Below are 25,678 nucleotides of genomic sequence, written 5' to 3' on the forward strand. Positions count from 1 at the left end.
GTCGAGCGGTGGCTGCGGTACTGGCTCGACAACCGCACCAAGATCCGCCCCACCACTCGCTTCCACTACACCCGCGACGTCGATACCGTCCTCATCCCCCACCTCGGCCCTCGGACGACAGGGCGAGTTCCTCGGCCCGAGCCCGCTCTGAAACCAGGAAGGTCGTCTCGACGGTGATCGGTGGCAGGTCGCTTGGCCTCGCGGACGTGTCGGGTCGCTTGGCCCACCGGGTGGCCTGCGTGTCTGGTGTGATGTACCGGTGGGGGTGCAGGGCGACAGCGAGTTGACGGTGCTGGTGGATCGGTTGCGGCGGGATCGTCGCCGTGATCCGTACTCGGGCCGGGACGCCTACTCGCGTACGGTGCGGGAGGTCGCCGACCGCTGCGAGGAGTTGATCGACGTGGGTGAGGCGTCGGTCGCGGTGCCGGTGCTGCGCAAGGCGGTCGATCGGATGACGAGCGCCCTGATGTACATGGACAGCTCCTCGGGCGTGCTCGGCAACGACCTCGCGTACCTGATGGAGGTCTACGCCCGGGCGTGTCGGGCCGCGCTGCCGCGGCCGGCAGGGTTGGCGGCGTGGCTGGTGAAGCTGGTGTGTGACGGCCCGGGCTGGCCGGACGTGGTGCTGCGCGAGTGGGCGCCGGCGCTGGGGCCGAAGGGCCTCGCTGAGGTCGCCCGGTTGGTCGACGAGCGTGCCGCCGCCGGGAACGAGCCCGATGGCTGGCATCGGCAGTGGGCGGTGCGGTACCTGCGGGAGCAGATCGCTGAGGTCTCCGGCGACACCGACCGCCACGTACAGGTCCTGGCGGAGCATCTGGTCAGCGCCGACCAGTACGGGCGGATCGTCACGGTGTTGGCGCAGGCGCAGCGCCCCGCCGAGGCGATCGGCTGGGCCCGACGCGGACTCGCCGCTCACCCGTCGGGGCATCAGGCTGTGGCGCTACGGACCTGCTCGTCTGGCTGTTGATCGAGACCGGTGAACCGGAGGCGGCGGTGGCCGAGCGCCGGACGGCGTTCGACGTCCAACCGACGATCGACAACTTCCGGTCACTGCTGGCCACGGTGGCCGACACCGACCGGGACGCCGCGCACACCGAGGCGGCATTGACGGTGGTACGCGAACGCGCCGCAGAGCAGGCGGGATATCTGCCCCACCTGATCGACGTGCTGATCCTCGCCGGTCGTGACGACGAGGCCTGGCACACCGGGCTCACGCGCTGGAACGAGATTCCCACCCAGCAGCGCGTCGAACTGGTGGAGTTGCGGCGGCGCACCCACCCGGCCGAGGTGTGCGAGCCCTACCAGGCGCTCATCGACGCCCAACTGCTGGACCCCTACGACAAACGCCGCTACGACAGGGCGATCACGCTGCTGCGCAACCTGCGCGAGGCGTACGTGGACACCGGTGAGGTCACCTGTTTCGAGGCGTACCTGGAGACGTTGCGCGCAGAACACCGCCGCCGGCCGACGTTCCTGGCCAAGCTCGACGACGCCCGCTTCCAGCCCAGCCGATAGGATGTGCCTGTGGCGGTCCGCATCGACGTAGAGGCCTTTCGTGATTCGATCCCCACCGTGGTGGATGAGATTGCGGCGCGACTGCTGGCCGACGGCAACGTCGGTGAGTTGGGATCCGCCGGGGGCGGTGTCCAGGCCTTGGTGCGCGACCACGACGCCACTTTCCAGCCCTGGGTGGGCATCGTCGACGGGATCTTCACCGGGGACTGCGATTGCGGGATCAGCGGAGACGACCTGTGCGCACACTCGGTCGCGGCCGCGTTGACCGCGTTCCACGCAGGCGCCACCTTCTCCGGCGCCGCCACCCCGCCCGGCGCCGCTCCCGGTGTGCCCGAACACGCCCGCTACCTTCGAGCCGTGCAGCGGCTGTCGCCCCACCAACTCGCCGAACTGGTGGCGGGGCACGCGGCCCGGGACCGCCTCTTCGCCACCCTGCTGCTGGGCGGGGCCGGCATGCTCGACGCCGCCGACACGTCCGGCCTCGCCGACTTCCGCACCGCAGTCGAGGACGCGTCGACCGTGACCGCCGGCAGCAGGTGGCAGATCTCCGACGTGGAAACCACGGGGGAGCGCCTGGCCGCCGAAGTCGAGATCCTCTGCGCCCACCCCGCAACCCCCGCCGCGCTCGACCTCGTCGAGGAAGCCATCCTCGTCTGGGACGACCTGTCCGGGCATCTCCGCGACGCCTACCACATCACCCGCACCGAACCGCAGGAGATCGCCGAGCCGCTCGTAGGCGCGCACCGTTACCTGTGTGAACGCCTCGACCTCGCCTCGGACGAGATCGCCCAGCGACTCAACCGGCTCCTCGAACGCTGCCACTACGACACCGTGGACGTCGACATCTACGCCGATCTCCTCGCTGAGCACGCCGTAGGAATGGCTGGTACGGCCGGTTGCTGATCATCGCGCGCGGAGGTAACGCCGTGTGATGCTTGTGCCGCCCGCCGCAGGACAGGACAACGCCGCCGGCAAGCACCGGCGGCGGGGCTACTGCCGGCCCCTACAGGTCAATCGTTGTTTGGTGGCAGTGGCTTGACCAACCGGAGTCGTTAAAGCCCTGGTAGCTGGGCTTGACCGAGAGGAATAGGCGTAGACAAAGTGTCCTCAGTCGATTGCTTGGGTTTCGACGGCCACGGTGGAGCCGGTGGCTGTCTTACGGACGTAGAGGCGGGATGGAATCCGCCGACGTAGTTCCGCGACGTGGCTGACCAGTCCGACGGTACGGCCACCTGAGCGCAGGCCGTCGAGGGCGTCGAGTACCTGGTCGAGTGCTTCTTGGTCGAGAGTCCCGAAGCCTTCGTCGACGAAGAGGCTGCCGAGTTGGGTGCCGCCAGCCTCAGCCAGGACGACGTCGCTGAGGCCGAGCGCCAGGCACAGCGAGACCAGAAAGGTTTCCCCGCCGGAGAGGGTGGCCGGGCGGCGTTCCTGGCCGGTCCAGGCGTCGACGACGGACAAGCCGAGCCCATTGCGGCCGGCGCGGCGGCCGGTGTCCGACTCGGTGACATGGCGCAGCAGGTAGCGGTTGTGGGTGACCTGCCCGAGTCGGGTGTTCGCCGCCGTGACGACGTGCCGGAACCGGTGGGTCAGCACATAGGTGGAGAGGGTCATCCGGGTACCGCTGTCGCTGCTCTTGCCCTCGACGAGTTGGGCGAGGCGGTTGGCGATCTCGTACTCGGCGCGGATGGGTCTCCACTGAGCGAGGGCGTTGACCAGATCCGGGCCCAGCTGCTTCAGCCGGTCGTGTTGCTCGACGGCGAGGCCATGCTGGGCGTGCAGCTCGGTGGCCCGCAGTCGGGCGGCTTGGTAGGTCTGTTCGCTGCCCTCAACGTCCGGTGATGGTTGGTGTGCGGCGGCGAGCAGGGTGGGGTCCTGTGCTCGTCCTGCGGCCTGGTGGTACTCGCCGTCGAAAGCGTCGATACGCTCCTGCAGGTCGACGATCTCGGGGTCGGTCAGGGCTGCGGCCCGCGCTGCCACGGTGTCGGCGAACTCCGACAGGTGCAGGTGGTGCTGCGCCTCCCGGTGGGCGTCGGCGAGTTCCCTTCCTGCCTGTAGCCACTGCCCCAGGTTGGTCGCTGCGGTCCTGACCTCGGCGAGTTCCCCGGTCAGGCGGGTCACCCGCGCCCGCAGGGTCTTGTCCTGGCCGCGGACGGCGTCGATGCTCTCGTCGAGTTCGGTGATCTGCGCGGTCAGGGCGGCCTGCTGGGCGTTCGCCACCGCTTCGTCGCGGCCGATGTCGGCGGCCTCGCGGTGCTGATCGGCCAGCATCACGTCGAGGGTTTCCAGGTGGGCGCCGAGTTCGTCGGCCAGTTTCGTCGCCTCGGTCGCCGCCCGCACCGCCTTGCGTGCCTCGGTGACCGTCGACCTCGCATGGGCTGCGGTCAGGTCACCGACCGTCTCGGTGACTTCGTTGAGCTGGGCGTTGATGCGCTCGACGGTGACCTCGGCGCTGCGACGTTCGTCGAGCAGTTCGCCCGCCTCCGTCTTGGCGTGGTCCTCGTCGGCGGCGGAGACGGCGTCGGCGGCGGCCTGCGCGGGTTCGGGGTGTTCCGGGGAGCCACAGACCCCGCAGGGCTGACCGGGCCGTAGTTCACCAGCGAGCTCCGCGGCCATGCCGGCCAGCCGACGCTGCCGTACGTCGAGGTGCCGGGCCTCGGCGGCTTGGTGGCGGTCGACGGCAGTACGCCGTTCCTCCTCGGCGGTCGCAAGCCGCGCGGTGAGGTCGTCGCGGCGCTTGCACGCCTTGGCTTGCTTCTGCGCCTCGTCCAGCCGCAGCTCGGCGGCCTCCCGGTCGGCGGCCACCGCCAGGGCCTGCTCGCGCCGGCCAGTGATCTCGGCATGCTCGACCGGCAGCTCGACCAGGCGGGCGTTGACCTTCTCGCTTCGGCCGGCCAGATCTTCGAGCTTCTTGCCGACCGCCGTCCGCTGCCCTCGCAGCGTGGTCCGTCGCGCCTCGCTGTCGATCGCGGCCTCGGCGGCACGCAGCTGCGTGGTGCGGGTCTGTTCCGCCCGGGTCAGCGCGTTGACGTCGAGGCCGGCCACGTCGACGGCCTCCCCGCCGTCCGGGACAGTCAGCGCGATACGGTCCGGCAGCACCGCCACGTCAGCGGGCAGCGAGGCGAGGTGTTCGATCGTCGTGCGGCGGAGCAGGTCGAGGTCGGTGTGCCGCCGGTCGACCTGGTCGAGGTACGGCTTCAGCGTCGCCGCCGCGCGGGCGGAGTCGAGCTGGCGCTTCCAGCGGTCACGCTCCGGCTTGCGTGTCGTCAGCTCATCGCGCTGCTGCACCGCCGCCTGGTACTCCCGTTGCTGCCTGGCGAGGGTCGCGGCGGCCTGCCGAACCTGGTCGAGGCGCTGCTCCTCCGCCGTACCCACGGCCATGTTCTGGGCCAGGGCCTCCACCAGGTCAGCGGCCCGGTTTCGGTGCACGGCGGCCCAGGCGTCCAGCTCACTCAAGGTGTCAGGCTTGTCGAGATCGGCGGGCACCTCGACCTTGACCACCTCGGCGAAGCGCTGCGTCAGGTCGCGGATCGTGCCGAGGGCCGCGCGTTCCTGCTGGCCGAGTTGCGTCCGGTGCTCCGCCAGCCATCCCTCGGCGCGAGTGAAGATCTCGATGTCGAAGAGGCGCCGCAGGAGCCCCTGCCGGTCGTCGGCAGACGCCTGCAGGAACCTGGCGAACCCGCCCTGGGGCAGCAGGACCACCTGGCAGAACTGCTGGACGTCAAGGCCGGTCTCCGCCCTGATCAGGTCGGCGGCTTCCCGGTGCTCCCTGGTGACGAACTCGATCCGGTCCGGGAGCTGTTCGACGATCTCGACAAGAGCCTGTTGCCGGGTGGTCCCGCTGCCGCGCCTACGGGGACGCATCCACTCCGGGCTGCGGCTGATCAACAGCCGTCGGTTGGTCAGGGTGACGTCCAGTTCGACCCGGGGGCCGACACCAACGGCGGCATGCTGCGAGTGCAGCGACTTGGCATCGTCCCGGAAACCGGGCACGGACCCGTACAGGGCGAAGCAGATCCCGTCCAGGATCGTCGTCTTCCCCGCACCGGTGTCCCCGTGGATCAGGAACAGGCCGTCGGCCGTGAGCGCCTCGAAGTCCACGCTCACCGTGTGAGGAAACGGCCCGAAGGCGGTCATGGTCAGCCGGTGCAGTCGCATCAGCGGGTCACCTCCACCCGGCGCAGCTCGTCGAAGGTCCGCTGCAGCAGCGCGACCTCGTCGTTGTCCGCCGGCCGACCACGCACCTCGGTCACGAAGTCCAGCGCCACCTCCACCGGTGACAGCCGATCCAGATCGGCGAGATCCCGGCCGCCCACCTCGACGGCCAGGCTCGGCACCACGAGCTTCAGCAGATGTGGGAACCGACGCTTGAGCCGCTCGTGCGGCGACAACGGACGCACCGCATCGGTCAACGTCGCCTCGACCCAACACTGCTCATACGCGCTGTAGGCAGGGCTGTTCAACAATTCCTCCACGGTGCCGGTGAGCCGGGCCATCCGCCTCGGCACCGGAGCAGGAACCTCCTCCACACCACGCAGCCCATCGACACCAAAATCCACCAGATAGGACGACTTGACGTGCGCGGCCTCGGAAAAGCTAAAGGCAAGCGGTGAACCGCTGTACCGCAACCCGTCGGCCAGACGCTGACGCCCGTGCAAGTGACCCAACGCCACATAGTCGACGCCCTCGAACACCGCACCGGGCACATGCTGCACTCCACCCACGCTGATGTCCCGCTCAGTGTCACAACCCTGACCGCCGGACACGAAGGCGTGCGCCATGACGACGGACCGATAGCCGGGACGAAGGGCCAAATCCGACCGAACCCTACCCATCGCGGCACGCAGCGCCGCCGCGTGACTCCGATCCTCGACCCCCCAGGAGGCAACCACCGACGCCGGTTCGAGGAACGGCACCGGGTAGCAAGCGACCCTCGCGTCCTCGTCTTCCAGCAGCACCGGCGTACCCACCGCACCCGTGCCCACCCGCACGTGCACACCGGCCCGCTCCAGCAACCGGGAACTGACACCCAACCGCGCCGGCGAATCATGGTTCCCGGCGATGACGACCACCTTGGTCCCCGCCTCCAGCACGAGCCGGGTCTGCGCCTGATCCCACAGACCGACCGCGTCCGGCGGCGGCACCGCCCGGTCGTAGAGATCACCCGCGATGAGCACCGCATAGACCCGCTCGCTCCGAGCGACCTCGACGAGATGGTCGATGAACGCCTGATGCGCGTCGTGCAGGCTGAGGCCGTGCAGATGACGGCCCAGATGCCAGTCCGAGGTGTGAAGAAAACGCACGAGCCGAGACGCTAGAACATCCATTGACCGCAGCACATCACCCCAGCCGACCACACTTCCGGACGAAGATCGGGTGTGTCCCGGCAGTCCATAGGGGAAACCTTTGCTATGGAATGGCCGAAGGACCGGCGGGCGGTCCTCTTGGCACCATCGGCGCCACTGGCCTTGGAGGGCCCCGTGCCATACCGCCACAGCCGACCGGTCGCGCTGTCTCACACTTCGGCGGGGACACCTCGGGTGAAGGGGCGTCCGGTGTAGACCATGCGGTGAGCTACCCCCACTTCGGTGGAGAGAGGACTCCACCAAGTTCAGGCAGGACTACCGATACACGGCCGACACTGGCACCGCGCCAGGCGAGTAATAGCCTCGACCCCTCCTCCGCGCCAACGGGTGTGGTGAGTGGCCGAGTCCAACAAACCACTGCATCGTTGTCCCTCCATGTCGAGGGATGCCCGTAGGCCTCGGTGTGGGAGGTCCTGATGCAGTACACGCCGGAACTCGACGGCCCTGACCTGCTCGGCTGGTGGATGCGGCAGCCGACCCGGCGAAGCCGCCCTCGGACGCGGCGCCAGGCAACACCAAAGCCGATGGGTATCCGGTTCGCGTTCTACGGCCGGATGTCGACGCGGGAGTTCCAGGACCGGTTGTCGTCGGCGCGGTGGCAACGCGACTTCGCCGAAGAGGTGATCGACGGCCGGGGCGTGATCGTGGCCGAGTTCTTCGATGTCGGCGAGTCCCGTCAGGTGCCCTGGCCGCGTCGCCCGCAAGCCGCGCGATTGCTGGCAGCTCTCGCGGACCCTGGCCGGGGGTTCGATGCGGTGGTCATGGGCGAGTTCGAGCAAGCGTTCTACGGCAGCCAGTTCCGCGACCTCGCGCCGATGTTCAACCTGTACGGCGTGCAGCTGTGGCTGCCCGAGCTCAACGGACCGGTCGACGCCAGCAACGAGTTCCACCTGTCGCTGCTGGCCCTGCTCGGCGTGCACTCGAAACGAGAGGTCCAACGCTCCCGGTTTCGGGCCAAGGCGGCGATGCGCGCCCAGGTGGTCGAGCAGGGCCGTCATCTCGGTGGCCGACCGCCCTACGGCTACCGGCTGGCCGACGCGGGCCCGCACCCGAACCGGGCACACGCCAAATGGGGACGCGTGGTCCACCGGCTGGAACCTGACCCGTCCACGGCACCGCATGCGCAGTGGATGTTCGCCCAGCGCCTCGCCGGCCGCAGCGTCGCCGGGATCACCCGCGACCTCAACGATCGGCACGTGCCCTGCCCGTCCCGCGTCGATCCCGGCCGCAACCCGCACCGCAGCGGCACGGGATGGACACTACGCACGGTGGCGGCGATCCTCGCTAACCCTCGCTACACCGGACGGCAGGTCTGGAACCGGCAGCACACCGACCGCGGCCCGCTCGACGCCGCCGATGATCTCCTCGGCCAGTCAGAGGCACGCCGCTGGAACCTGATGCAGCAGTGGGTCATCTCCCGGGACCTCGCGCATCCGCCGCTGGTCAGCGAGCACGACTTCGTCGCCGCCCAACAGGCCAACGCCCTGCCCGCACCTGCCGACGGCTCGAACGGGCGCTACCTGCTCACCGGACTGATCCGCTGCCAGGAATGCGGCCGGATCCTCGACGCCCATTGGGTCAACAAGCACGCCGCCTACCGCTGCCGCCACGGCCACCGCACCGCCTCAACAGATGACGCGCCCCGGCCGCTCAACGTCTACATCCACGAAGCCAAAGCGATCACACAACTCGCCGAATGGATCGGCATCCCGGCCGCCGACTCCCACACGGTCACCGACGCGCTACTCGAACACGAGCTCCACATCACCTGCGCGATCGGCGGGACACTGACCATCACAAAGATCTCCGAGGCGGCCACAACGCATCGACTACCCGCGAAGACCACCCGTGGGGGTTAACGTGTCCGAGGGGGGACTTGAACCCCCACGCCCTATACGGGCACTAGCACCTCAAGCTAGCGCGTCTGCCATTCCGCCACCCGGACCTGCTCGTTCAGCCTACCGCGTCGGCCCCGGCGGCTTTCACCCCGGTCAGCCGCCCTGGCGGGCCGCACGGGGCATTACTGTACACGGCCCGTATGGATCATGCACATCACCGCCCGACCCGCCGGCGGGAGCCGGATCATCGCAGCTCAGAACGCGGCTGTGGCGGGTGGGTAGCGTCCGGACCCGCTCAGACGGCAGCATTGCTGGCGTGTCCGCACCCTCACCCCTCGCCGCAGTCCAGCACCGGGCCCTCGCCCTGCGTTCCGCCGGTGACCTGTCGGAGGCCCGCCGGCTACTCACCGACGCGATCGCCTCGGCCCGTCCCGCGTACGGTGAGGACCACCCGGAGATCATGGGCACCGCGCACCTGCTCGCGAGGTTGCACCGGGAGGCCGACGAACCGGCCGCCGCCCGGCGGGTGTTGGAGGAGGCCTACGCGGCCGGCGAGCGGCGGTGGAGTCCAGCCGACCCGTTGATGCTCGCCCTGGCCTTCGATCTGGCCGGGGTCGCCGAGGAGTTGGGCAACCGGCACGAGGCCCGCCGCAACTACACCCGCGTCGCCACCGCCGGGCCCGCCGCGCTCGGCGAGCAGCATCCCGCCGTACGCACCGCCCGTCAGTATCTCGGCATCCCTGGGGGTCAACCGCAGCCGCCCTCCCCCGCGCCACCGGCCGTCCCCCCGGCGGCTCCGCCATCGGCACCTCCCGGGTACGCCCCGGCGGCGGCCCCCCACCAGGGATACCGGCCCACCCCGACGCCCCGGCCCGAGTCTGCGCCACCGTCGCCCCATCCTGTCTCCGCGCCCCCCACCCCCGCCGCCCCGGGCCCACCGGCCCCGGCTGGACCAGCACCCTCCTCGGGCCAGCCCGCCCCTGCCGGCCAGCCGGTACGCCCGACGGCACCACGGCCGGGACCCGCCCCGGACACCGAGCCCCGGGTGCCACTGCCCCGGCAGATGTACGGGGTCCAGCCCACCCACCGGCCCGGCGCACCCCGGCCCCACCCGGCCTCCCCGCCCCCCGGCCCCACCCGGCCTCCCCGCCCCCCGGCTGCACCCGGCCTCCCCCGCACCGCAGTCGGGGCCACCGGCGGCACCGCCGGGCCCGCCACCCGCCGCCCACCCGGGGCCGGACGCCATCGCGGAGGCGGCACCACCGCGACGGCATGCGTCGTCCCCCGATCCGGTCTCCGGTGGTGCGCCGCCGACGTCGCCCTGGGCACCCCCGCGCCTCCAGCAGCCGCCCCACCCGTCGTCACCGGTCCCGCCGGGAGAGCCCACCCAGCCGGCTGCTCCCCTGTCCGTACCGCACCCCGGGCCGCCGGCCACGGTGCCACCCGGTCCACCGGCCCACCACGGGCAGCCGGTCCCCATCCCCGCCGGGCCGCCCACCGACCCCGGCCAGCCGACCGGGGCACCGGCCGGGGCACCCATCCGGCACGGCCAGCCGACCGCGCTTGCACCCGTGCCCACCATCGCCGGGTCGGTACGCCCCCTCCCCGTCGCCGAGCCGCCCACCCGGGCCGAGCCGCCCAGCGGGCCATCGGCCGGCACACCGGAACAGCCGACCGGGCCCGTCGACGTCTCCATGTCCCGTCGCCCCACGGAGCAGCGGCCCGGGCCAGCCCCGACCGGGGACCGCACCACGTCGGGCTCTGCACCCGCCCACGCACCGGTGGCGAACCCGGCCGCGGCACCCGGCTCCGCCGCGGCAGCCGACCCGGTGGCGGCAGCCGACCCGGTGGCGGCAGCCGACCCGGTGGCGGCAGCCGACCCGGTGGCGGCAGCCGACCCGGTGGCGGCAGCCGACCCGGTGGCGGCAGCCGACTCGGTGGCGACTCCGGCAGCTCCACCCGCACCGGGCGCCGCCGCGACCCCGCCCGCGCCGGGTTGGGACCGTCCGACGGTACGGGTCCAGCAGATCGGGCCTCTGCTGGCGGAACCGCACAGCGGCCCCGGCCAGGCCCCGGCGGCAACCGCAGCCGACGACACGGCACGCGGGCCTGCCTCCGCCACCCCACCCGACCCGGCACCCACCCCAGCCGTCGACCACACCACAGGTCCGGCGTCCACGGCAGGGTCCGGCTTCGCAGCCCAGCCACCGCCGACAGCGACCGTGCCCTCTCCTGCGGATTTCCCACCGGCGTCCCCACCGTCGTCGGCGCACTCCTCACCACCGGTACCACCACGGACGGCACCAGGTCCCGCGTCGCCCCCACCCGCAGCCGCACCGCCGCCGGCCATGGTCACCCCGCCGGCAGTGGTACCGCCGCCACCGCGGGCCGGGCGGGATGCCGTCCCGGCCGATGCCCCCGATTCGCGGGGCTCCGCCGGGGGCACACCCGTCCCGGCCTCGACCGCCGGGCACCCCGCAGGTCTCGGCGGACCAGACGAGGACGACGATGCCCCCGCCGACGGCCCGACGTGGGGCGACGTGGCATCGGGGCGGTCGATCACCCTACCGCTGGCTCCGATGACCGAGCAGGCTCCCCAGCCGCCACCGACGACGGCACGGACCGCCGTACAGCCACCGGACACGGGACCAACCCCCGGCGCACCGTCGGCACCGGCAACCGGGCGGGGCTTCGAACCGCCACCGCCACCGGCATCACCATCACCGCCACCAGCGGCACCGCCACCACCGCCAGCGCCACCACCGGCACCGGCATCCCCACCGGCAGCGGACAGTGCGCAGGAACTCAGGCCACCGGCCGCCCCCGAGCCGACGCGGCAGGTGGTCCCGCAGTCCGGGCCGCAGGCACCGGCACAGCCGGGTTCACCGACCGGCTCCGGTTCGTCAGCCGGGTACGACGGTGGACGTGGCACCGGCCGGGGCGTACCGCCGGAGGTGGAGGAGACGGGTTATCCGGAGCTGACGCCGTCGTACCCGACACGGGACGGACGCCCGCGCCGGCGGGGCCGGACGGTGGCCGTGGTGGTCGGGGTGGTGGTGCTCGCCGTCGGAGGCACGATCGGGGCGGTGACCCTGAGCCGGCACGCGGACGGGCCGCAGCGGTCGACCGGCACCGCGCCCCGGGAGACGGCGGGGCCGCCCCCGGCCGACCTGAAGTTGCGCGACGACGCCGCCACCATCACGGTCACCTGGTCCGATCCGAGCAACGGGTCGGTGCCGTTCATGGTCGCGGGTGGACGCACCGGTCGGGCGCTCGGGGTGATGGCCACCGTCGACCCCGGACAGACCAGCTTCACGGTCAACGGGCTGAACGCCGAGGTGAACTACTGCTTCACGGTGCTGGCGGTCTACTCGACGGACGCGTTCGCCACCTCCGGTCAGGTCTGCACCGACCGGGTCCGACCGTCGCCGAGCGGCTGACCGGTCGACGGCGACCGGCACCGCGACGGCACGTCGCCCCGGCATCCCGGAACGCTGGGTGTCCGAATCGGAACGGTACGGGTTTCGTCGTCCCGGAGTGGCCCCTATGATGGCCCACGGTTCAGGCGCGGGCGTCCGGCACCCGGCACGCCGCCCCGGGCCACCGGACGGAGGGCAGCCCGCTGTGGCCAGCATCGACGACGCCCCGAGCGCCGACGCCGGCACGTCCCGCCGACGTTCCCGGTTACGCGGCGGGCTGGTCACGGTCGGTACGGTGACCGCGTTGGTGGCGGCGTTGGGGCTCACCCTGCTCGGCCGGGGTGCCGCCGAGGACGCGTTGGCCAGCTTCGACGCCAGCAGTTGGTTGTGGAGCAGCACCCGCGGCGAGTTGGCCCGGGTCAACGGGATCACCGCCAGGGTGGACACCCGCAAGGAGGTCCCCGGGGCCCGGCAGCATCAGGTGCAGGTCACCCAGACCGACCGGTTGCTGATCCTGCGGGACCTGGAGACCGGTCAGGTCAGCGCGCTCGACCTGGCCACCCTCCAAATCACCGCGACCACCCCCACCACGCCGGGTCTCGGGGTCAACGTGGTGCTGCACGACGACGCCGCGTTCGTGGTGGACGCGGTGCGGGGGGTGGTGCGCCAGCTCGACCCCCGTTCGCTGGTGCCGGTGGGTGAGCCGGTGCTCTTTCCGCCGGGCATCACGGCCGGCGCGTTCGACGGTCGGGGCCGGCTGTGGATCGCGGTGCCGACGGAGGGCACCGTCTCGGCGGTCACCCCCGCCGCGCTGCCGTCCGGCCCGGTGTCGGGGGCGGCCGACGGTCGGGGTCCGCAGCGGGTGGAGACCCGTCCGGTGGCCGAACCGCACCACGAGTTGGCCCTGTCCACGCTGGACGACGGGGTGGCGGTGCTGGATCGGACCACCGGCACGTTGGTGACGGTCCGGGCCGGGCAGACCCGGCGTACCGTGCTCGGGGACGCCGCGGGTGGCGCGGTGCCGGCGCGGACCAGCGGCCCGGTGGTGCCGGTGACGATCGGCGGTGACCGGCGGGTGCTCGCGGTCGGTGACGGCCGGGTGGTCACCCGGTTCGTCGTGCCGGGCAGCGGCGACCGGGTCGGGCCGGCCGTCGCCTGGGCGGGCCGGTTCTACTGCGCCGACGGGGTCACCGGCGCGGTCTACGCCTTCGACGGCGACGGGCGGCTGGTGGAGACCATCCGCCCCGGCCGGGCCGCCGGCCCGTGGGAGCTGGAGGTGCGGGAGAACCACCTGTTCATCAACGCCCCCGGTGCGGCCACCGCCCGGGTGGTCGACGACGCGCACCGGGTGCGCACCGTCGACAAGTACGCCAACGACGTGCTGGGCGGGGACCCGCCGCCGGACCCGCCCCCGCCGCCTCCGCCGCCGAAACCCCGGGTGGGCAAGCCCGGTGCGCCCCGGCAGGTCACCGCCACCGCCGGTGACGCGCGGGCCCGGGTCGCCTGGCGACCGGCCGCCGCGAACGGTGCGGCCGTCCTGCGGTACGTGGTGGAGGGCGCCGGCCAACGTCACGAGGTGGGGGCGAACCAGCGGGCCGTGGAGATCACCGAACTGACCAACGGCGCGACGTACACGTTCTCGGTGCACGCGGTGAACGCGAAGGGCGACGGCCCCGCCCGGCGCAGCAACCCGGTGACCCCGACGTCGGCGGTGCCCGCCCCGCCGGCCGAGGTCACCGCGCAGGCCCGCGCCGACGGGACCGTGCTGGTGCGGTGGCCGGCCGCCGACGGGCAGGGCAACCGCATCGCCCGGTACGTGGTCACCGCGACCTCGGCCGGCGCGAGCGCCCCGGTCGGCGAGTCGCGCCGTACGGAGCTGGTGGTGCCGGCCGGCGAGTTGACGTACGGCACGCAGTACGCGTTCACGGTGACCTCGGTCAACGACCGGGGTGCCGCCTCGGCGGCCTCCCCGATCAGTGCCACTGTGGTGCCGTTCGCCGCTCCGGGGCAGCCGGTGGACCTGCGGGCGGCCACGGTGGCCGACCGGCCGGGCACGATCGCGGTGCGGTGGTCCCCGGCGGCGGCGAACGGCCGGCCGGTGAGCCGCTACCAGGTCGACGTGGGCGGGCGGACCAGCGAGGTGACCGACACCGCCACGACGGTCAGCGGGCTGGACGACGGGCAGAACGTGATGGTCCGGGTGAAGGCGGTCAACGAGGCCGGCCCGGGGCCGGAGGCCACCGCGACCGCGCGGACGGTGGCGGTGCCCCGGGTGACGGTGACCGGGTCCTCGGCGGAGGCGACGTCGGTGACGGTGACGTTCACCGTGGACGCCGGTGGTGGGGAGCCGACCTGCACCGCCGCCACCGGGGGGAAGAGCGCCACGGGCAGCTGCGCCAGCCTGCGGGTGACCGGCCTGACCCCGGGTACGGCGTACACGGTGACGGTCACGGCCAGCAACGCCGCCGGCCGGGGCACGGCTACCCGGGCGCAGGGCACCGACCCGCTCTACGGGGTGGCGACCTGCGTCAACGGGCCGGACGGCGACCAACGCACCTACTGCGACCGCGATGTGGACGGTCGCAACGGCAACGAGGTCTTCTCGGTGCCCCGGCAGGACAACGACGAACAGGTCGGTTGGGCGAAGCCGGGCACCCGGCTGCGGGCGTACTGTCGGCGGCAGGGCGAGAACGTCGACTCCTGGATCTACAACGACCAGAAGCAGTCCACCTGGTGGGTCCGGGTCGACTACCAGGGCCGCAACTACATCCCCTGGGCCTGGCTCAACCTGGCCGGCGGTGACGACATCGCCGTGCTGCCCACCTGTTGACCAGCGTCGCCGCAGCCGAGGAGCATCCCGCCGTCGTGAACGACACCCCCGCACCGCTCAGCCAGCCGGAGGTCCAGGGTTTCGCCGCCCTGGCCGCCCGGCTGGCGGAGAACGTCAACGCGGTCGTGCTGGGCAAGCCGGAGGTGGTGCGGTTGGCGTTGACCGCACTGTTCGCCCAGGGGCACGTGCTGCTGGAGGACGTGCCGGGGGTGGGCAAGACCACCCTGGCGCGGGCGGTGGCGGCGACGGTGCAGGGCCAGTGGCGGCGCATCCAGTTCACCCCGGACCTGCTGCCCTCGGACGTCTCCGGGGTGACGATCTTCAACCAGGCCACCCGAGGGTTCGAGTTCCATCCGGGGCCGGTGTTCGCCAACATCGTCATCGCCGACGAGATCAACCGGGCCTCCCCCAAGACCCAGTCGGCGCTGCTGGAGGTGATGGAGGAACGGACGGTCACGGTGGACGGGGTCCGGCACCCGGTGCCGCAGCCGTTCCTGGTGGTCGCCACCCAGAACCCGGTGGAGATGGACGGCACGTACCGGCTGCCCGAGGCCCAGCTGGACCGGTTCCTGGTGAAGCTGTCGGTGGGGTACCCCGACGAGGCGGTGGAGGTGGAGGTGCTGCGCGGGGCGACGGTCCGCTCCCCCGACTCGCTGCAACCGGTCACCGACACGGCGACCGTCGGGGAGATGGTCCGGATGGCCCGCCGGGTGCACATCGCCGAACCCCTCTACGGGTACGCCGTCCGGCTGGCCACGGCGACCCGCCAGCACCCGCAGGTACGGGTGGGGGTCAGCCCCCGGGGGGTGATCGCGTTGACCCGGGCGGCGTGCGCGTACGCGCTGATCGACGGCCGGGGGTGGATCATGCCGGAGGACCTGAAGGCGCTCGTCGAGCCGGTCTTCGCCCACCGGCTGCTGCTCACCGCCGACGCGCAGGTGCGCGGGGTGACCGCCGCCGACGTGCTGCGTCATGCGGTGGCGTCGGTGCCGGTGCCGCTGCCGTCGGGCCAGTCGACCCCGACGCACGGCTGAGCGGGCCGGGCGTGGGGCTCACCGCCCGGGGTACCGGGCTGCTCGTCGCCGCGACCGCGTTGCTCGGCGCGGGGTTGCGGTTCGCGTACCCGGAGCTGGCCGTGCTGGGGGCGGCGGGCGCGGTGGCGGTCGGGCAGGCGGTGCTGGTGGCGGCCCGCACCCCCCGGCTGGTGGTGTCCCGCACCGCCGACCCGGACCGGGTGGCGGTGGGTGAGCCGGCGCGGATGGCCCTGACCGTCCGCAACGCCGGGCGGCTGCGGGTGGGCAGCCTGCTGGCCGAGGACCGGTGCGCGGGCCGGCCGGTGCCGGTGCCGGTGGTGCGGCTGCGTCCCGGCCGGGACACCGGCCTCGGGTACGACGTGCCGACCCGTCGACGCGGGGTGCTGCCGGTGGGGCCGCTGCGGGTGACCCGCCGCGACCCGCTGGGCCTGTCCGCCGCGACCCGCGCGTACGGGCCGACGGCGGTGGTCCGGGTGCATCCCCGGGTGCACCCGTTGACGGCGGTGCCGACCGGGGCGGGGCGCAGCCTGGACGGCCGGGTGGACGGGGTGCCGCACGGGTCGATCACCTTCGACTCGCTGCGGGAGTACGTGGTCGGCGACGAGTTGCGCCGGGTGCACTGGCGGACCAGCGCCCGGGTGGGTGAGCTGATGGTGCGGGAGAACGTGGACACGTCGCTGCCCCGGATCGTGGTGCTGTTGGACAACCGGTCGGCCGCCCACCCGGACCGGGTCGGCGGGGTGGCCGGGTCGTTCGAGGCGGCCTGCGAGGCGGCGGCGTCGCTGGTGGTGGCCGCGTTCCGCCAGGACCTGCCGGTGGTGCTGCTGCTGGTGGACCCGGCCGACGACCGGACGGCTGACCCGCCGCTGGACCGGCTGGCCGCGGTGACCCTGACCGACCCCTCGGGCCGGGGCCCGACGGCGCGACGACGGGTGACCGCGACGGTGCGGCGTTGGACGCCACCCTGACCCGGCTGCGCGCCGACCGGCCGGGCGACACGCTGGTCTTCCTCACCGGCCCCGGGGGCCGCGACGACGTCGGCCGGGTGGGCGCGCTGCGCGGGGCGTACCCGTCGGTGCTGGTGGGGGTGTTGGGGGCGGCCGGGCCGACGCCGACGGCGGCCGGGCCGGTGGTGCTCGACGCGGTCGACGGCGCGGCGTTCGCCGCCGCGTGGGACGCGACCGGCCGATGGTGACGGTGACCGAGCGGCCCGACGCCGCCCGACCGGACCGGGCGCGGGCGGGTGGCCCGGCCGGCGGTGGGCCGGGCCGGGCCGTCGCCCGGGTGCTGCGGGCGGCCGTGGTGCCGGTGACGCTCGTCGCCGCCATCGGCCTGGCCGGCGTGGCACTCGACCGGGTGTACGCCGGTGACCTGCTGACCCGGCTGGTGAGCGGCGCGGCCCTGGCGGCGGTGCTGGTCAGCGTGGCCGCCCGCCGGTTGCCGTCCTGGCAGGTGGCGCCGCTGTCGGTGGCCGCCATGCTCGGCGCGACGGCCTGGTCGGTGCGGCTCGCCGCCGCACACGCCGACCTGCCGGGCGGATTCCTCGACGTGACCGCCGACGCCGCCGCCAACGCGGTGCCCCGGCTGCTCACCGCGATGATCCCGGTCGAACCGGCCCCGGACACGGTGCTGGTGCCGGTGGTCGCCGCCTGGTTGGCCGGGCTGGCCGGTGCCGAGGTGGCGCTGCGGGCCGGTCGGGTGCTGCTCGGTTTCCTCCCGGCCACCGCGCTGTACGCCGGGGCCGTCTACGTCGTCGGCCCGAACGCGGAACCGGCGGTCGGGTCGTCGGTGGTCTTCGCCGGGCTGGTCGCGCTCGCCCTGGCCGCCGGCCGCACGCCGGGAGGCGACCCGGCCGCCGGGCTGCCGCCGGCCGTACGCGGCCCGGTGCGGGCCCGGGCGACGGTGGTCGCCGCCGCCGGGGTGGCGGTGGTGGTCGGGTCCGCCGCGCTGCTCGGGCCGGCCCTCGCCGGCCGGATCGACGACCGGCCGGTCGACCCGCGCCGCTACGTGCCACCGCCCCGGGTGGAGTCGCTGGACGAGAACCCGCTGATCCGGATCTCCGGCTGGGCGTTGGAGCCGCAGCAGAAGCTGCTGGACGTGTCGACCCGGGCCCCGGGCGAGGGGCCGACCACGATCCGGCTGGCCGTGCTCAGCGACTACGACGGGGTGACCTGGCGGGTCGGGGCGACCTACCGCACCGCCGGTCGGGTCCTGCCCGGCGGTGACCCGCAGGCGGCGGACACCGTCCGGCAGGAGATCACCGTGGCCGGGTTGACCGGCCGGCTGCTGCCCGCGGTGGCCACCCCCCGCACTGTCGACGGGGCCCGGGTGGCGTACGACCCGCAGAGCGGCACGTTGATCCGGCCGGAGGGGCTGACCCCGGGGTTGAGGTACACGGTCACCTCGGCGCGGGAACGGCTGGACGTGAACCTGCTCGCCACCGCCGACGTACCGGCCGGGGCGCAGGTGGCCCGGGTGCTGCGGGTGCCCGACGGGACGCCGGAACGGTTGCGCCGGCTCGCCACCCACCTGGCCGAGGAGAACGGCGCCCCGTACGCGCGGGCGGCGGCGGTGGAGCAGTTCCTCGCCGAGCACTACCGGCTGGTGGCGGACGCGCCGAGCGGGCACGCGTACCCGAACCTGGAGTTCTTCCTGTTCGGGCCGCGCGGTGGCGGCGGCCAGCGGGGCACCTCCGAGCAGTTCGCCGCCGCCTTCGCGGTGCTGGGCCGGTTGACCGGCCTGCCGACCCGGGTGGTGGTGGGGTTCACCGCCCGGGGTGACGGACCGGTGCGGGCCGCCGACGCGTACGCCTGGCCGGAGGTGCTCTTCGCCGGGGTGGGGTGGGTGCCGTTCGACCCCCGGCCCCGCCCGGACACCGCGCCCCGGCCGGTGGAGGACGACTTCCGGCCGGCCCCGCCGAGCCCGCCGCCGTCGGAGGTGCCCGAGCCGACCGCGACCCCACCGGCCACCCCACCGGCCACCCCACCGGCGGCGACCGCGCCGGGCCGGAGCACCGGGGAGCGCGGCGGGCCGACGCCGCTGCTGGTGGGGTTCGGCACCGGTGGGTTGCTGCTGGCGGGGCTGGTCCTCGCCGGGCTGGTCGGGTGCCGCCGGGCGCAGACCCGGGCCCGGTTGGGCCGGGGCGACCCGGGGACCCGGGTGGGCGGCGCGTGGCGGCACACCACCGACGCGCTGCGACTGTCGGGACGGCCGGTCGGCGGGGACCTCTCCGCCACCGAGGTCGCCGACCGGGCCCGCCGCGCCCTCGCCGAGGACACCGGCCGGGCCGAGGGTTCCCGCCCTGCCGGGGGTGCCGGCACCGGTGACCCCGGTGCGGACCCGGTGGGGTTGGCGGAACTCGCCGGGCTGCTCAACCAGGCGGCCTTCGCGCCGGGCACGCTGACCGACGCCCAGGCCGACCGGGCCCGGGACGTCGCCGTGGGGTACGCGGCGGCGCTGCGGGCGGCCCGGCCCCGCTGGCGGCGGTTGCTGTGGTCGGCACATCCCGGTCCCCTGCGCTGGCCCCGCTGACCGGTTCCCTGCCCCGGGAGACCGGGGCACGGTGAGGCCCGCCGGACCGGACGGTGGCGGGACGGGACCACCTCGACCGTGGGCCGGACCCTGGCGACGCGGAACCGGACCCCGGCAGCCCGGACCGGATCGTGGTGGGCCGGGGCCGGCTACGCCGGTGGTGGGCCGGGGCCGGCTACGCCGGTGGTGGGCCGGCGGCCCGCAGCCGGCGGACCAGTTTACGCAGGCCCGCCTGCCAGCCGTCCGGGTCCTCGGCGCGGCGCAGCGCGTACCCGGCGACCTCGGGGTGGGGCAGGATGAGGAAGCGTTCCTCGGCGAGCCCGGCGACCGCCGCGTCGGCGACCTGGTCGGGGGTGAGCACCGGGCCGGAGGCGGCGATCACCCGGGCGGCCAGGTGGCCGGTGGCCAGCCCGTCGGCGAGCATCGGGGTGTCCACCCCCTGCGGGCACAGGGCGCTGACCCGGATGCCCTGGTCCCGGTAGGTGACCGCCAACCACTCGGCCAGCCCGACCGCCGCGTGTTTGGTGGCCGTGTACGGGGCGTCGCCGACCGCCGTGAGCACCCCGGCTGCCGAGCAGGTGTGCAGCAGGTGGCCGCCGCCCCGGGCCAGCATGCCGGGCAGCACGGCGCGGGCGGCGTACACGTGGGCGAGCACGTTGACCCGCCAGGCGCGGTCCCAGTCGTCGTCGGGGGCGTCGATGCCGGCGCCGGTGGCCACGCCCGCGTTGGCGCAGAACAGGTCGATCCGGCCGTACCGTCGCTCGGTGTCGGCGACCAGGTCGCGGACCTGGCCCTCGTCGGCGGCGTCGACGGCGACCCCCCGGGCGACCGGGCCGACCGCCTCGGCGACGGCGGCGGTCGCGCGGGCGTCGAGATCGGCCAGGACGACGGCGGCGGCCCCTTCGGCGGCGAAGCGGCGGGCCAGCGCCGCGCCGATGCCCCCCGCTCCCCCGGTGATCACCACCACCCGGTCGGTCAGGTTCATCTCAGCCCCGTTCCGCCGGCCGCCCGGCGTCCACCGCCGACGGCGGGCCCAGCCGGCTGATCAGCTCACCCAGGGCGGCGGCCCCACCGGCGGTCACCTCCGGGGTGGGCAGCAGGGCCAGCACCGGCACGTCCACGCCCGCGTCGGCGTAGCGGCGGACCTGGTCGCGGCAGTGCTCGGGCGAGCCGTGCAGGATCAGCGCGTCGACCACCTCGTCGGGCACGGCCGCGGCGGCGGCCCGCCGGTCACCTGCCGCCCAGGCCGCCCAGACCGGGCCGAGCACGTCCTCCCGCCCCAGCCAACGGTGGAACTCCGCGTACGCGGGGACGGTGAGGTAGCTGGTGATCAGCCGCCGGCCGAGGGTACGGGCGTAGCCGGCGTCCTCGGTGGGGCAGACGAAGATCCGGGCGACCACCTCGAAGCCGGGGCCGCGCCCGGTCAGCTCGGCGAGGGCCTGCGCGACGTCGTCGGCGGCCAGCCAGTTGAGGATCACCCCGTCGGCCTCGGCGGCGGCCAGCCGCAGCATCCCCGGGCGCAGGGCGGCCAGCAGCAGCGGCGGTGGGCTGGCCGGCGGGCGTTCCAGGGTGAACCGGCGCACCCGGAACGTGTCGAACGCCCCGTCGACCGTCTCGCCCCGCAGCGCCGGCCGGAGGAACCGCAGCAGGTCGCGGGTGCGCCGGAACGGCTCGGTGTACGGCACGCCGTTCCAGTCCCCCACCACCACCGGGGAGGACGCGCCGATGCCGAGGGCGAACCGGCCCGGGGCGGCCTCGGCCAGCGCCGCCGCGCTCATCGCTAGCAGGCCCGGCCCCCGGGTGAAGGCGGGGGTGATCGCGGTGCCCAGCCGCAGTCCGGGTTGCCAGGCGGCGGCCAGCGCCAGCGGGGTGAACGCGTCGGTGCCGTTGACCTCCGACGACCACAGGTCGGTGAAACCGGCCTCTGCCAGGGCCGCGTAGCCGGCCGCGTGCTCGGCGAGCGGGACACCGGTCAGCGGCACGGTGAAGCCCCATCGGTTCGTCATCCGGTCGATCGTGCCCGCTCGCCCCGGCCGGAACAAGGCCGGCACCGGGGTGGATTCGGCGATGCCCGCCGCCGCAGCCGCCCGGGATGTTACGAACCCCTGGTGGGCCGGGCCGACGGCGACTGCCGACGATTATGACGGGCGGCGAGGAGGCCGCTCCGCTGCGGCGTACCGGATCGGCCCAGCGGGCCACGTTCCTGGAACTCTTCTTCGACCTGGTGTACGTCTTCGCGCTCACCCGGATCTCGTTCCGCGCCTTCGAGGACCTGGCCCTGGAGCCCGGCGGCACCACCGGCTGGTCCCCGGTCACCGGGGGCGTCAAGACGCTGCTGCTGCTGCTCGCGCTCTGGGCGGTCTGGCAGGGCACCGCGTGGACGACCAGCCGGTACGACCCGCACCACGGCTGGCTCCAGTTCGTGGTGATCACCGCCCTGATCGGCAGCATGGTGATGGGGGTGGCGATCCCCCACGCGTTCACCTCCACCGGGCTGGCGTTCGCGGTGGCGTACGTGGTGACGCAGGTGTCCCGCCCGGGTCTGCTGCTGCTGGCCCTCGGCAGCCACGAGTACCGGCGGCTCAAGCTGCGCATGCTCGTCACCTTCGGCGCGACCGGGGTGCTCTGGCTGACCGGGGCGTTCCTGTCGCCCACCCCCCGGGGGCTGCTCTGGGCGCTGGCGCTGGTCGTGGAGTACCTGGCCGCCCGGTTCGGGTGGCCGGTGCCGGGGCTGGGCCGGTCGAGGGCGAGCCGCTGGGACGTCGCCGGGGAACACCTGGCCGAGCGGTACCAGCAGTTCTTCCTGGTCGCGTTGGGCGAGACGATCCTGGTGGGCGGGCTGGCGTACAGCACGGGTCCGTTCGACCCGGCCCGGACCGGCGCGTTCGCGGTGGCGTTGGTGACCTCGGTGCTGCTGTGGCGGATCTACGTGCAGCGGGCCGGGCAGGTGCTCGCCGAGGCGGTGGTGCGGTCCCGGCACCCGTCGGACACCGGCCGCTCGGCGGCGGACACCCACCTGGCGATGGTGGTGGGGCTGGTCGGTACGGCGATCGGGTACGAGCTGACCATCGAGCACCCGTTCACCTCCCCGGAGGCGGCGTGGGTGGTGCTGGTGGTGGGCGGCCCGGTGCTCTTCCTGCTCGCCCGCGCCCGCTTCGAGTACGAGGTCTTCGGCCGGGTGTCGCCGTCGCGGTGGCTCGCGGCGGTGCTGCTGGTCGTGCTCTTCCCGCTGCTGCTGCACGTGGTGCCGCTGGTCTCCGCCACGGTGGCCGCGCTGGTGCTCGGCGGGGTCGCGGCGGCCGGCGCCCGCCGGGCCGGGGCCGCCCCCCGGAACCCCCCGCCCCACCCCTGTAACCACCCCACCCCACCCGCCCCGCCGGGTGGGCCTGACCCCGGTGATCAAGAAGTTTGCGTCACGTTGATGATCAGAACTGACGCGAACCTCTTGATCACCGGGGCACAGTCGCGGGGGCACAGCAGCGGGAGCCAGCAGCGCGGGGCACAGCAGCGCGGGGGTGGGTCAGGTGGGGGCGGTGAGGAACAGGTGGGGCCAGGGTTGCGCCGTGACGATCCGCCGCTCGGCGACGGTGAGCGGGGCCCGGCCGGTGGTCTTGCGGACCAGGGTGAGACGGTCCCAGCCGAGCCCGTCCGGGACCGGTCGTCCCCCGGTGACCAGGTCGGCGATCACCCGCGCGGCGGCGGGGGTGAGCCACGGCTCGCGGTGCAGCGCCACCGCCAGGTCCAGCCCGTGCACGCCGACCTCCACCACGCGGGTCACCAGGAACTCGTGCACCGTCATCGGGTCACCGTGGCGGGTGCGGACGACCCGGTCGGCGGGCTGCGCCCGCACCGCCGCGTCGGTGGCCCGCCAGGTGGCGGTGAAGGCCGCGGCGGTCGTCACCGCTTCCGTGGACCCGGTCGGGGCGGCGGGATCGCGGGCCGCCCGCCGGGCGCTGGCGATCCGGTCGGCGTCGACCTGGGGGGTGAACTTCGCCGGGCCGAAGTAGCCGGCGGCGTCCACCTCGGCGCGCGGCGGCGCGGGCGCGGCGAGCATGTCGACCAGCCGTCCGGCACCCGTGCGGACGTGGGCGACGAGGTCCCGGACCGCCCAGGGCGGGCACGGGGTGGGCCGGTCCAGGTCCGCGTCGGTCAGCGTGGCCAGGACCACGGCCAGCCGGGCACATTCGACTCGGAATGCCGTACCGGCCAGCGACGTCATGGTCGGGAGGTCCTCAACCCTTCCAGCGGGGCACCAGGCGGTGCACGGACAGCAGCACCAGCGCCGCCACCACCCCCATGGTGCCGGCGATCCCGGCGGCGCTGCCGGCGTACCCGATGAACAGGGTGCGGCGGGTCAGCTCGTCCACCGGCGTCTGCTGCTGGTCGAGCAGGCCGGACAGGGCGATGCCGCAGCCGAGGACGGCGAGCAGACCGCCGATGCCGAGCACGCTGGCGGCCACCTTGTGGGCGTCGTCGGGAGCGACCTGCGCCTGCTCGTGCTGGAAGATCAGCAGGAGCAGCCCGGCCAACGCCGCCCAGGCCCCGACCACCAGGAACGCGGCGATCGCGTCGCTGGGCCGGTGCCAGCCGGCGGAGAGGGTGGCGACCCCGGCGACGGCCGCGTACGCGGTGCCGAGGAACGCCCCGAGGACGCGCACCTTGGCCGGCAGCACCAGGATCAGCGCCAGCGCCACCGAGGCGGCGATGGTGGTGTGTCCACTGGGCAGGCTGTTGCCGACCGCGTCGCGTTGCGGGTCGATGCCGAGCGCGGGTCGGTCGATGACGTACTTGAGCACCTGGGTGGTGACGTTCGCCCCGGCGATCAGCAGGGTGGCCGAGATGGCGAGCGCCTTGCGGCCCCGGATCAGGGCGATGAAGAAGATCACCACCATGGCCGCCAGCAGGGAGACCACCGACATGGCGTTGAGGATCCGGTTGACCAGCCCGTCGATGCGGTCCTGGCCGATCCGGTTGCCGGTCAACGCGACCGTGTCGAGCCACTGCCCGGTGCCGGTGTGCACGGCGAACCGCCACACCAGCAGGAAGGCCGCCGTCTGGGCCAACGCCAGCACGACCAACCAGACCGCGGTCCAACCCCTTGCCGTCGCTCGCACCCGCACACCGTAGCGGCATGACCGGCACGTCGCGCGGGGGCCCACCGGCTCGACCCGGATACCTTGACACGGGACCACGGGAGGTGACGGTGACCGGCACACCGCAGCACGGACGATCGACCCGGCAGCCGCCGTCCGGGGACCCGCCGGCACCGCCGCCGCACGGGCCGTCCCCGCAGCCACCGGCCGGGAACCCGCCGGCCGGACGGTCCGCCGCCGCGCCCACGGCGACCGGCCAGCCGACCGCCGCACCACCGCCGGCCGGGGACCCGGCGGCACCGCACGGGCCGGCACCGCACGGGCCGGCACCCCACGGGCCGGCACCGCACGGGCCGGCACCGCACGGGCCGGCACCGCAGCCGCCGGAGCAGGGAGATTCGTTGGCCGGTCTGCTCGGTGGGCGCGGTGGCGCGGTCGACGCGACCCTGCCGCCGGTCGCGTTCACCATCGGCTGGCTGGCCACCGGACGGTCCGTCGTCGGCGGGGTCGCCGTGGCCGTGCTGGCCGGTACGGCGGTGGCGTTGTGGCGGTGGCGGCGCGGGGACCGTCCCCGGGCGGTGCTGATCGGACTGCTGGCGGTCTGCCTGGCCGCGGTGGTGGCGTTGCGCACCGGCCGGGCCGCCGACTTCTTCGCGGTGCAGGTCTTCTCCAACCTCGCCAGCGCGCTGGTCTGGATGGTGAGCATCGTGGTACGCCGGCCGCTGCTCGGGGTGGTCGTCGGGGCGGCGTTGCGCCAGCGCGGGCGGTGGCGGCGCGACCCGGCGCTGCTGCGGGCGTACGGGCGGGGCAGTTGGGTGTGGGCGGCGACGTACGTCGTGCGGGTGGCGGTGTTCCTGCCGCTGTGGCTGGGCGGGCAGGTGCTCGCGTTGACCGTGGCCCGGGTCGCGCTGACCTGGCCGCTGGTGGCGGCGGCGCTGACGGTGAGCTGGGTGGTGATCCGCCGGTCGCTACCGACCGGTCATCCGGGGCTGCGACACCCGGTGGACCCCGCTGAGGCGCGGCCGGAGGGCTGAGGCGCGGCCGGGCCACGGCCG

The 25,678-nt window shown here is 74.1% G+C and carries 15 protein-coding genes, 1 tRNA gene and 3 pseudogenes; 12 read left to right on the forward strand and 7 right to left on the reverse strand.

Going from position 1 to position 25,678, the window contains the following annotated elements:
* Window positions 1-259 precede the first annotated feature (259 nt).
* The 3 genes from J7462_RS09410 to J7462_RS32050 are packed head-to-tail and all read left to right on the forward strand — an operon-like array spanning window position 260 to window position 2,418.
* Window positions 260-967 carry a hypothetical protein gene (locus tag J7462_RS09410; RefSeq protein WP_219463568.1) on the forward strand — a complete coding sequence of 236 codons (708 nt, stop codon included), beginning with the start codon at window positions 260-262 and terminating at the stop codon, window positions 965-967.
* Window positions 964-1,515, forward strand: a complete 552-nt coding sequence (locus tag J7462_RS09415; protein ID WP_219463571.1) for a hypothetical protein — start codon at window positions 964-966, stop codon at window positions 1,513-1,515. The genes J7462_RS09410 and J7462_RS09415 overlap by 4 nt, the downstream gene beginning before the upstream one ends.
* A gap of 9 nt (window positions 1,516-1,524) precedes the next feature.
* Window positions 1,525-2,418 (forward strand): hypothetical protein, encoded by an 894-nt coding sequence (locus J7462_RS32050; RefSeq protein WP_255597653.1) that lies wholly within the window; start codon window positions 1,525-1,527, stop codon window positions 2,416-2,418.
* 204 nt (window positions 2,419-2,622) lie between these two features.
* Here J7462_RS32050 and J7462_RS09425 read toward each other — a convergent pair whose 3' ends face one another.
* Both J7462_RS09425 and J7462_RS09430 read right to left on the reverse strand, forming a co-directional pair.
* Complete coding sequence (locus J7462_RS09425; RefSeq protein WP_219463574.1) at window positions 2,623-5,670, reverse strand: AAA family ATPase; 3,048 nt, start codon at window positions 5,668-5,670, stop codon at window positions 2,623-2,625.
* Window positions 5,670-6,815: an exonuclease SbcCD subunit D gene (locus J7462_RS09430; protein WP_219463576.1), complete on the reverse strand. Its 1,146-nt coding sequence runs from the start codon at window positions 6,813-6,815 to the stop codon at window positions 5,670-5,672. The genes J7462_RS09425 and J7462_RS09430 overlap by 1 nt, the downstream gene beginning before the upstream one ends.
* A gap of 479 nt (window positions 6,816-7,294) precedes the next feature.
* Here J7462_RS09430 and J7462_RS09435 point away from each other — a divergent pair, with 479 nt between their 5' ends.
* Window positions 7,295-8,737 carry a recombinase family protein gene (locus J7462_RS09435; protein ID WP_219463578.1) on the forward strand — a complete coding sequence of 481 codons (1,443 nt, stop codon included), beginning with the start codon at window positions 7,295-7,297 and terminating at the stop codon, window positions 8,735-8,737.
* A gap of 2 nt (window positions 8,738-8,739) precedes the next feature.
* Here J7462_RS09435 and J7462_RS09440 read toward each other — a convergent pair.
* Window positions 8,740-8,823: transfer RNA gene (locus J7462_RS09440), tRNA-Leu, on the reverse strand.
* Window positions 8,824-9,032: 209 nt separating this feature from the next.
* Between J7462_RS09440 and J7462_RS33230 the strand changes: the two are divergent.
* The 6 genes and pseudogenes from J7462_RS33230 to J7462_RS09470 all read left to right on the forward strand — a co-directional run.
* Window positions 9,033-9,254, forward strand: a pseudogene (locus tag J7462_RS33230) (tetratricopeptide repeat protein); the annotation flags it as partial.
* 2,302 nt (window positions 9,255-11,556) lie between these two features.
* Window positions 11,557-12,156, forward strand: a complete 600-nt coding sequence (locus J7462_RS33235; RefSeq protein WP_219463580.1) for a fibronectin type III domain-containing protein — start codon at window positions 11,557-11,559, stop codon at window positions 12,154-12,156.
* A 184-nt stretch (window positions 12,157-12,340) separates the two neighbouring features.
* Window positions 12,341-14,965, forward strand: a complete 2,625-nt coding sequence (locus J7462_RS09455; RefSeq protein WP_219463581.1) for a fibronectin type III domain-containing protein — start codon at window positions 12,341-12,343, stop codon at window positions 14,963-14,965.
* A gap of 35 nt (window positions 14,966-15,000) precedes the next feature.
* Window positions 15,001-15,999 (forward strand): MoxR family ATPase, encoded by a 999-nt coding sequence (locus J7462_RS09460; protein WP_219463583.1) that lies wholly within the window; start codon window positions 15,001-15,003, stop codon window positions 15,997-15,999.
* Window positions 16,000-16,010: 11 nt separating this feature from the next.
* Window positions 16,011-17,194 (forward strand): annotated as a pseudogene (locus J7462_RS09465) (DUF58 domain-containing protein).
* Window positions 17,170-19,530, forward strand: coding sequence for a DUF3488 and transglutaminase-like domain-containing protein (locus J7462_RS09470; RefSeq protein ID WP_374197510.1), 2,361 nt, complete (start codon window positions 17,170-17,172; stop codon window positions 19,528-19,530). The pseudogene J7462_RS09465 and the gene J7462_RS09470 overlap by 25 nt, the downstream one beginning before the upstream one ends.
* A gap of 175 nt (window positions 19,531-19,705) precedes the next feature.
* Here J7462_RS09470 and J7462_RS09475 read toward each other — a convergent pair whose 3' ends face one another.
* Together J7462_RS09475 and J7462_RS09480 are read right to left on the reverse strand one after the other, a co-directional pair.
* Window positions 19,706-20,515, reverse strand: coding sequence for an SDR family oxidoreductase (locus tag J7462_RS09475; protein ID WP_219463587.1), 810 nt, complete (start codon window positions 20,513-20,515; stop codon window positions 19,706-19,708).
* Between the two features lies 1 nt (window position 20,516).
* A complete protein-coding gene (locus J7462_RS09480; protein ID WP_219463589.1) occupies window positions 20,517-21,536 on the reverse strand; it encodes an LLM class F420-dependent oxidoreductase in 1,020 nt (339 codons plus the stop codon).
* Window positions 21,537-21,670: 134 nt separating this feature from the next.
* Between J7462_RS09480 and J7462_RS09485 the strand changes: the two are divergent.
* Window positions 21,671-22,768 (forward strand): annotated as a pseudogene (locus J7462_RS09485) (low temperature requirement protein A); the annotation flags it as partial.
* Window positions 22,769-23,050: 282 nt separating this feature from the next.
* On the opposite strand, the gene J7462_RS09490 reads toward J7462_RS09485, so the two are convergent.
* Window positions 23,051-23,749, reverse strand: coding sequence for a maleylpyruvate isomerase N-terminal domain-containing protein (locus J7462_RS09490; protein ID WP_219470174.1), 699 nt, complete (start codon window positions 23,747-23,749; stop codon window positions 23,051-23,053).
* 13 nt (window positions 23,750-23,762) lie between these two features.
* Entirely contained in the window at window positions 23,763-24,650 is an 888-nt protein-coding gene (locus J7462_RS09495) for a phosphatase PAP2 family protein (protein WP_219463591.1), read from the reverse strand.
* Between the two features lie 383 nt (window positions 24,651-25,033).
* On the opposite strand from J7462_RS09495, the gene J7462_RS09500 reads away from it, so the two are divergent.
* Window positions 25,034-25,657, forward strand: coding sequence for a DUF3159 domain-containing protein (locus J7462_RS09500; RefSeq protein ID WP_219470176.1), 624 nt, complete (start codon window positions 25,034-25,036; stop codon window positions 25,655-25,657).
* Window positions 25,658-25,678 lie beyond the last annotated feature (21 nt).

It is taken from the genome of Micromonospora sp. RL09-050-HVF-A (assembly GCF_019374995.1).
GTDB classification, from domain to species: domain Bacteria; phylum Actinomycetota; class Actinomycetes; order Mycobacteriales; family Micromonosporaceae; genus Micromonospora; species Micromonospora antibiotica.

Coding starts and splice junctions, on each gene's coding strand:
- J7462_RS09425 (WP_219463574.1), bottom strand. CDS start 5,670: ATGCGACTGCACCGGCTGACCATGACCGCCTTCGGGCCGTTTCCTCAC.
- J7462_RS09435 (WP_219463578.1), top strand. CDS start 7,295: ATGCAGTACACGCCGGAACTCGACGGCCCTGACCTGCTCGGCTGGTGG.
- J7462_RS09475 (WP_219463587.1), bottom strand. CDS start 20,515: ATGAACCTGACCGACCGGGTGGTGGTGATCACCGGGGGAGCGGGGGGC.
- J7462_RS09480 (WP_219463589.1), bottom strand. CDS start 21,536: ATGACGAACCGATGGGGCTTCACCGTGCCGCTGACCGGTGTCCCGCTC.
- J7462_RS09490 (WP_219470174.1), bottom strand. CDS start 23,749: ATGACGTCGCTGGCCGGTACGGCATTCCGAGTCGAATGTGCCCGGCTG.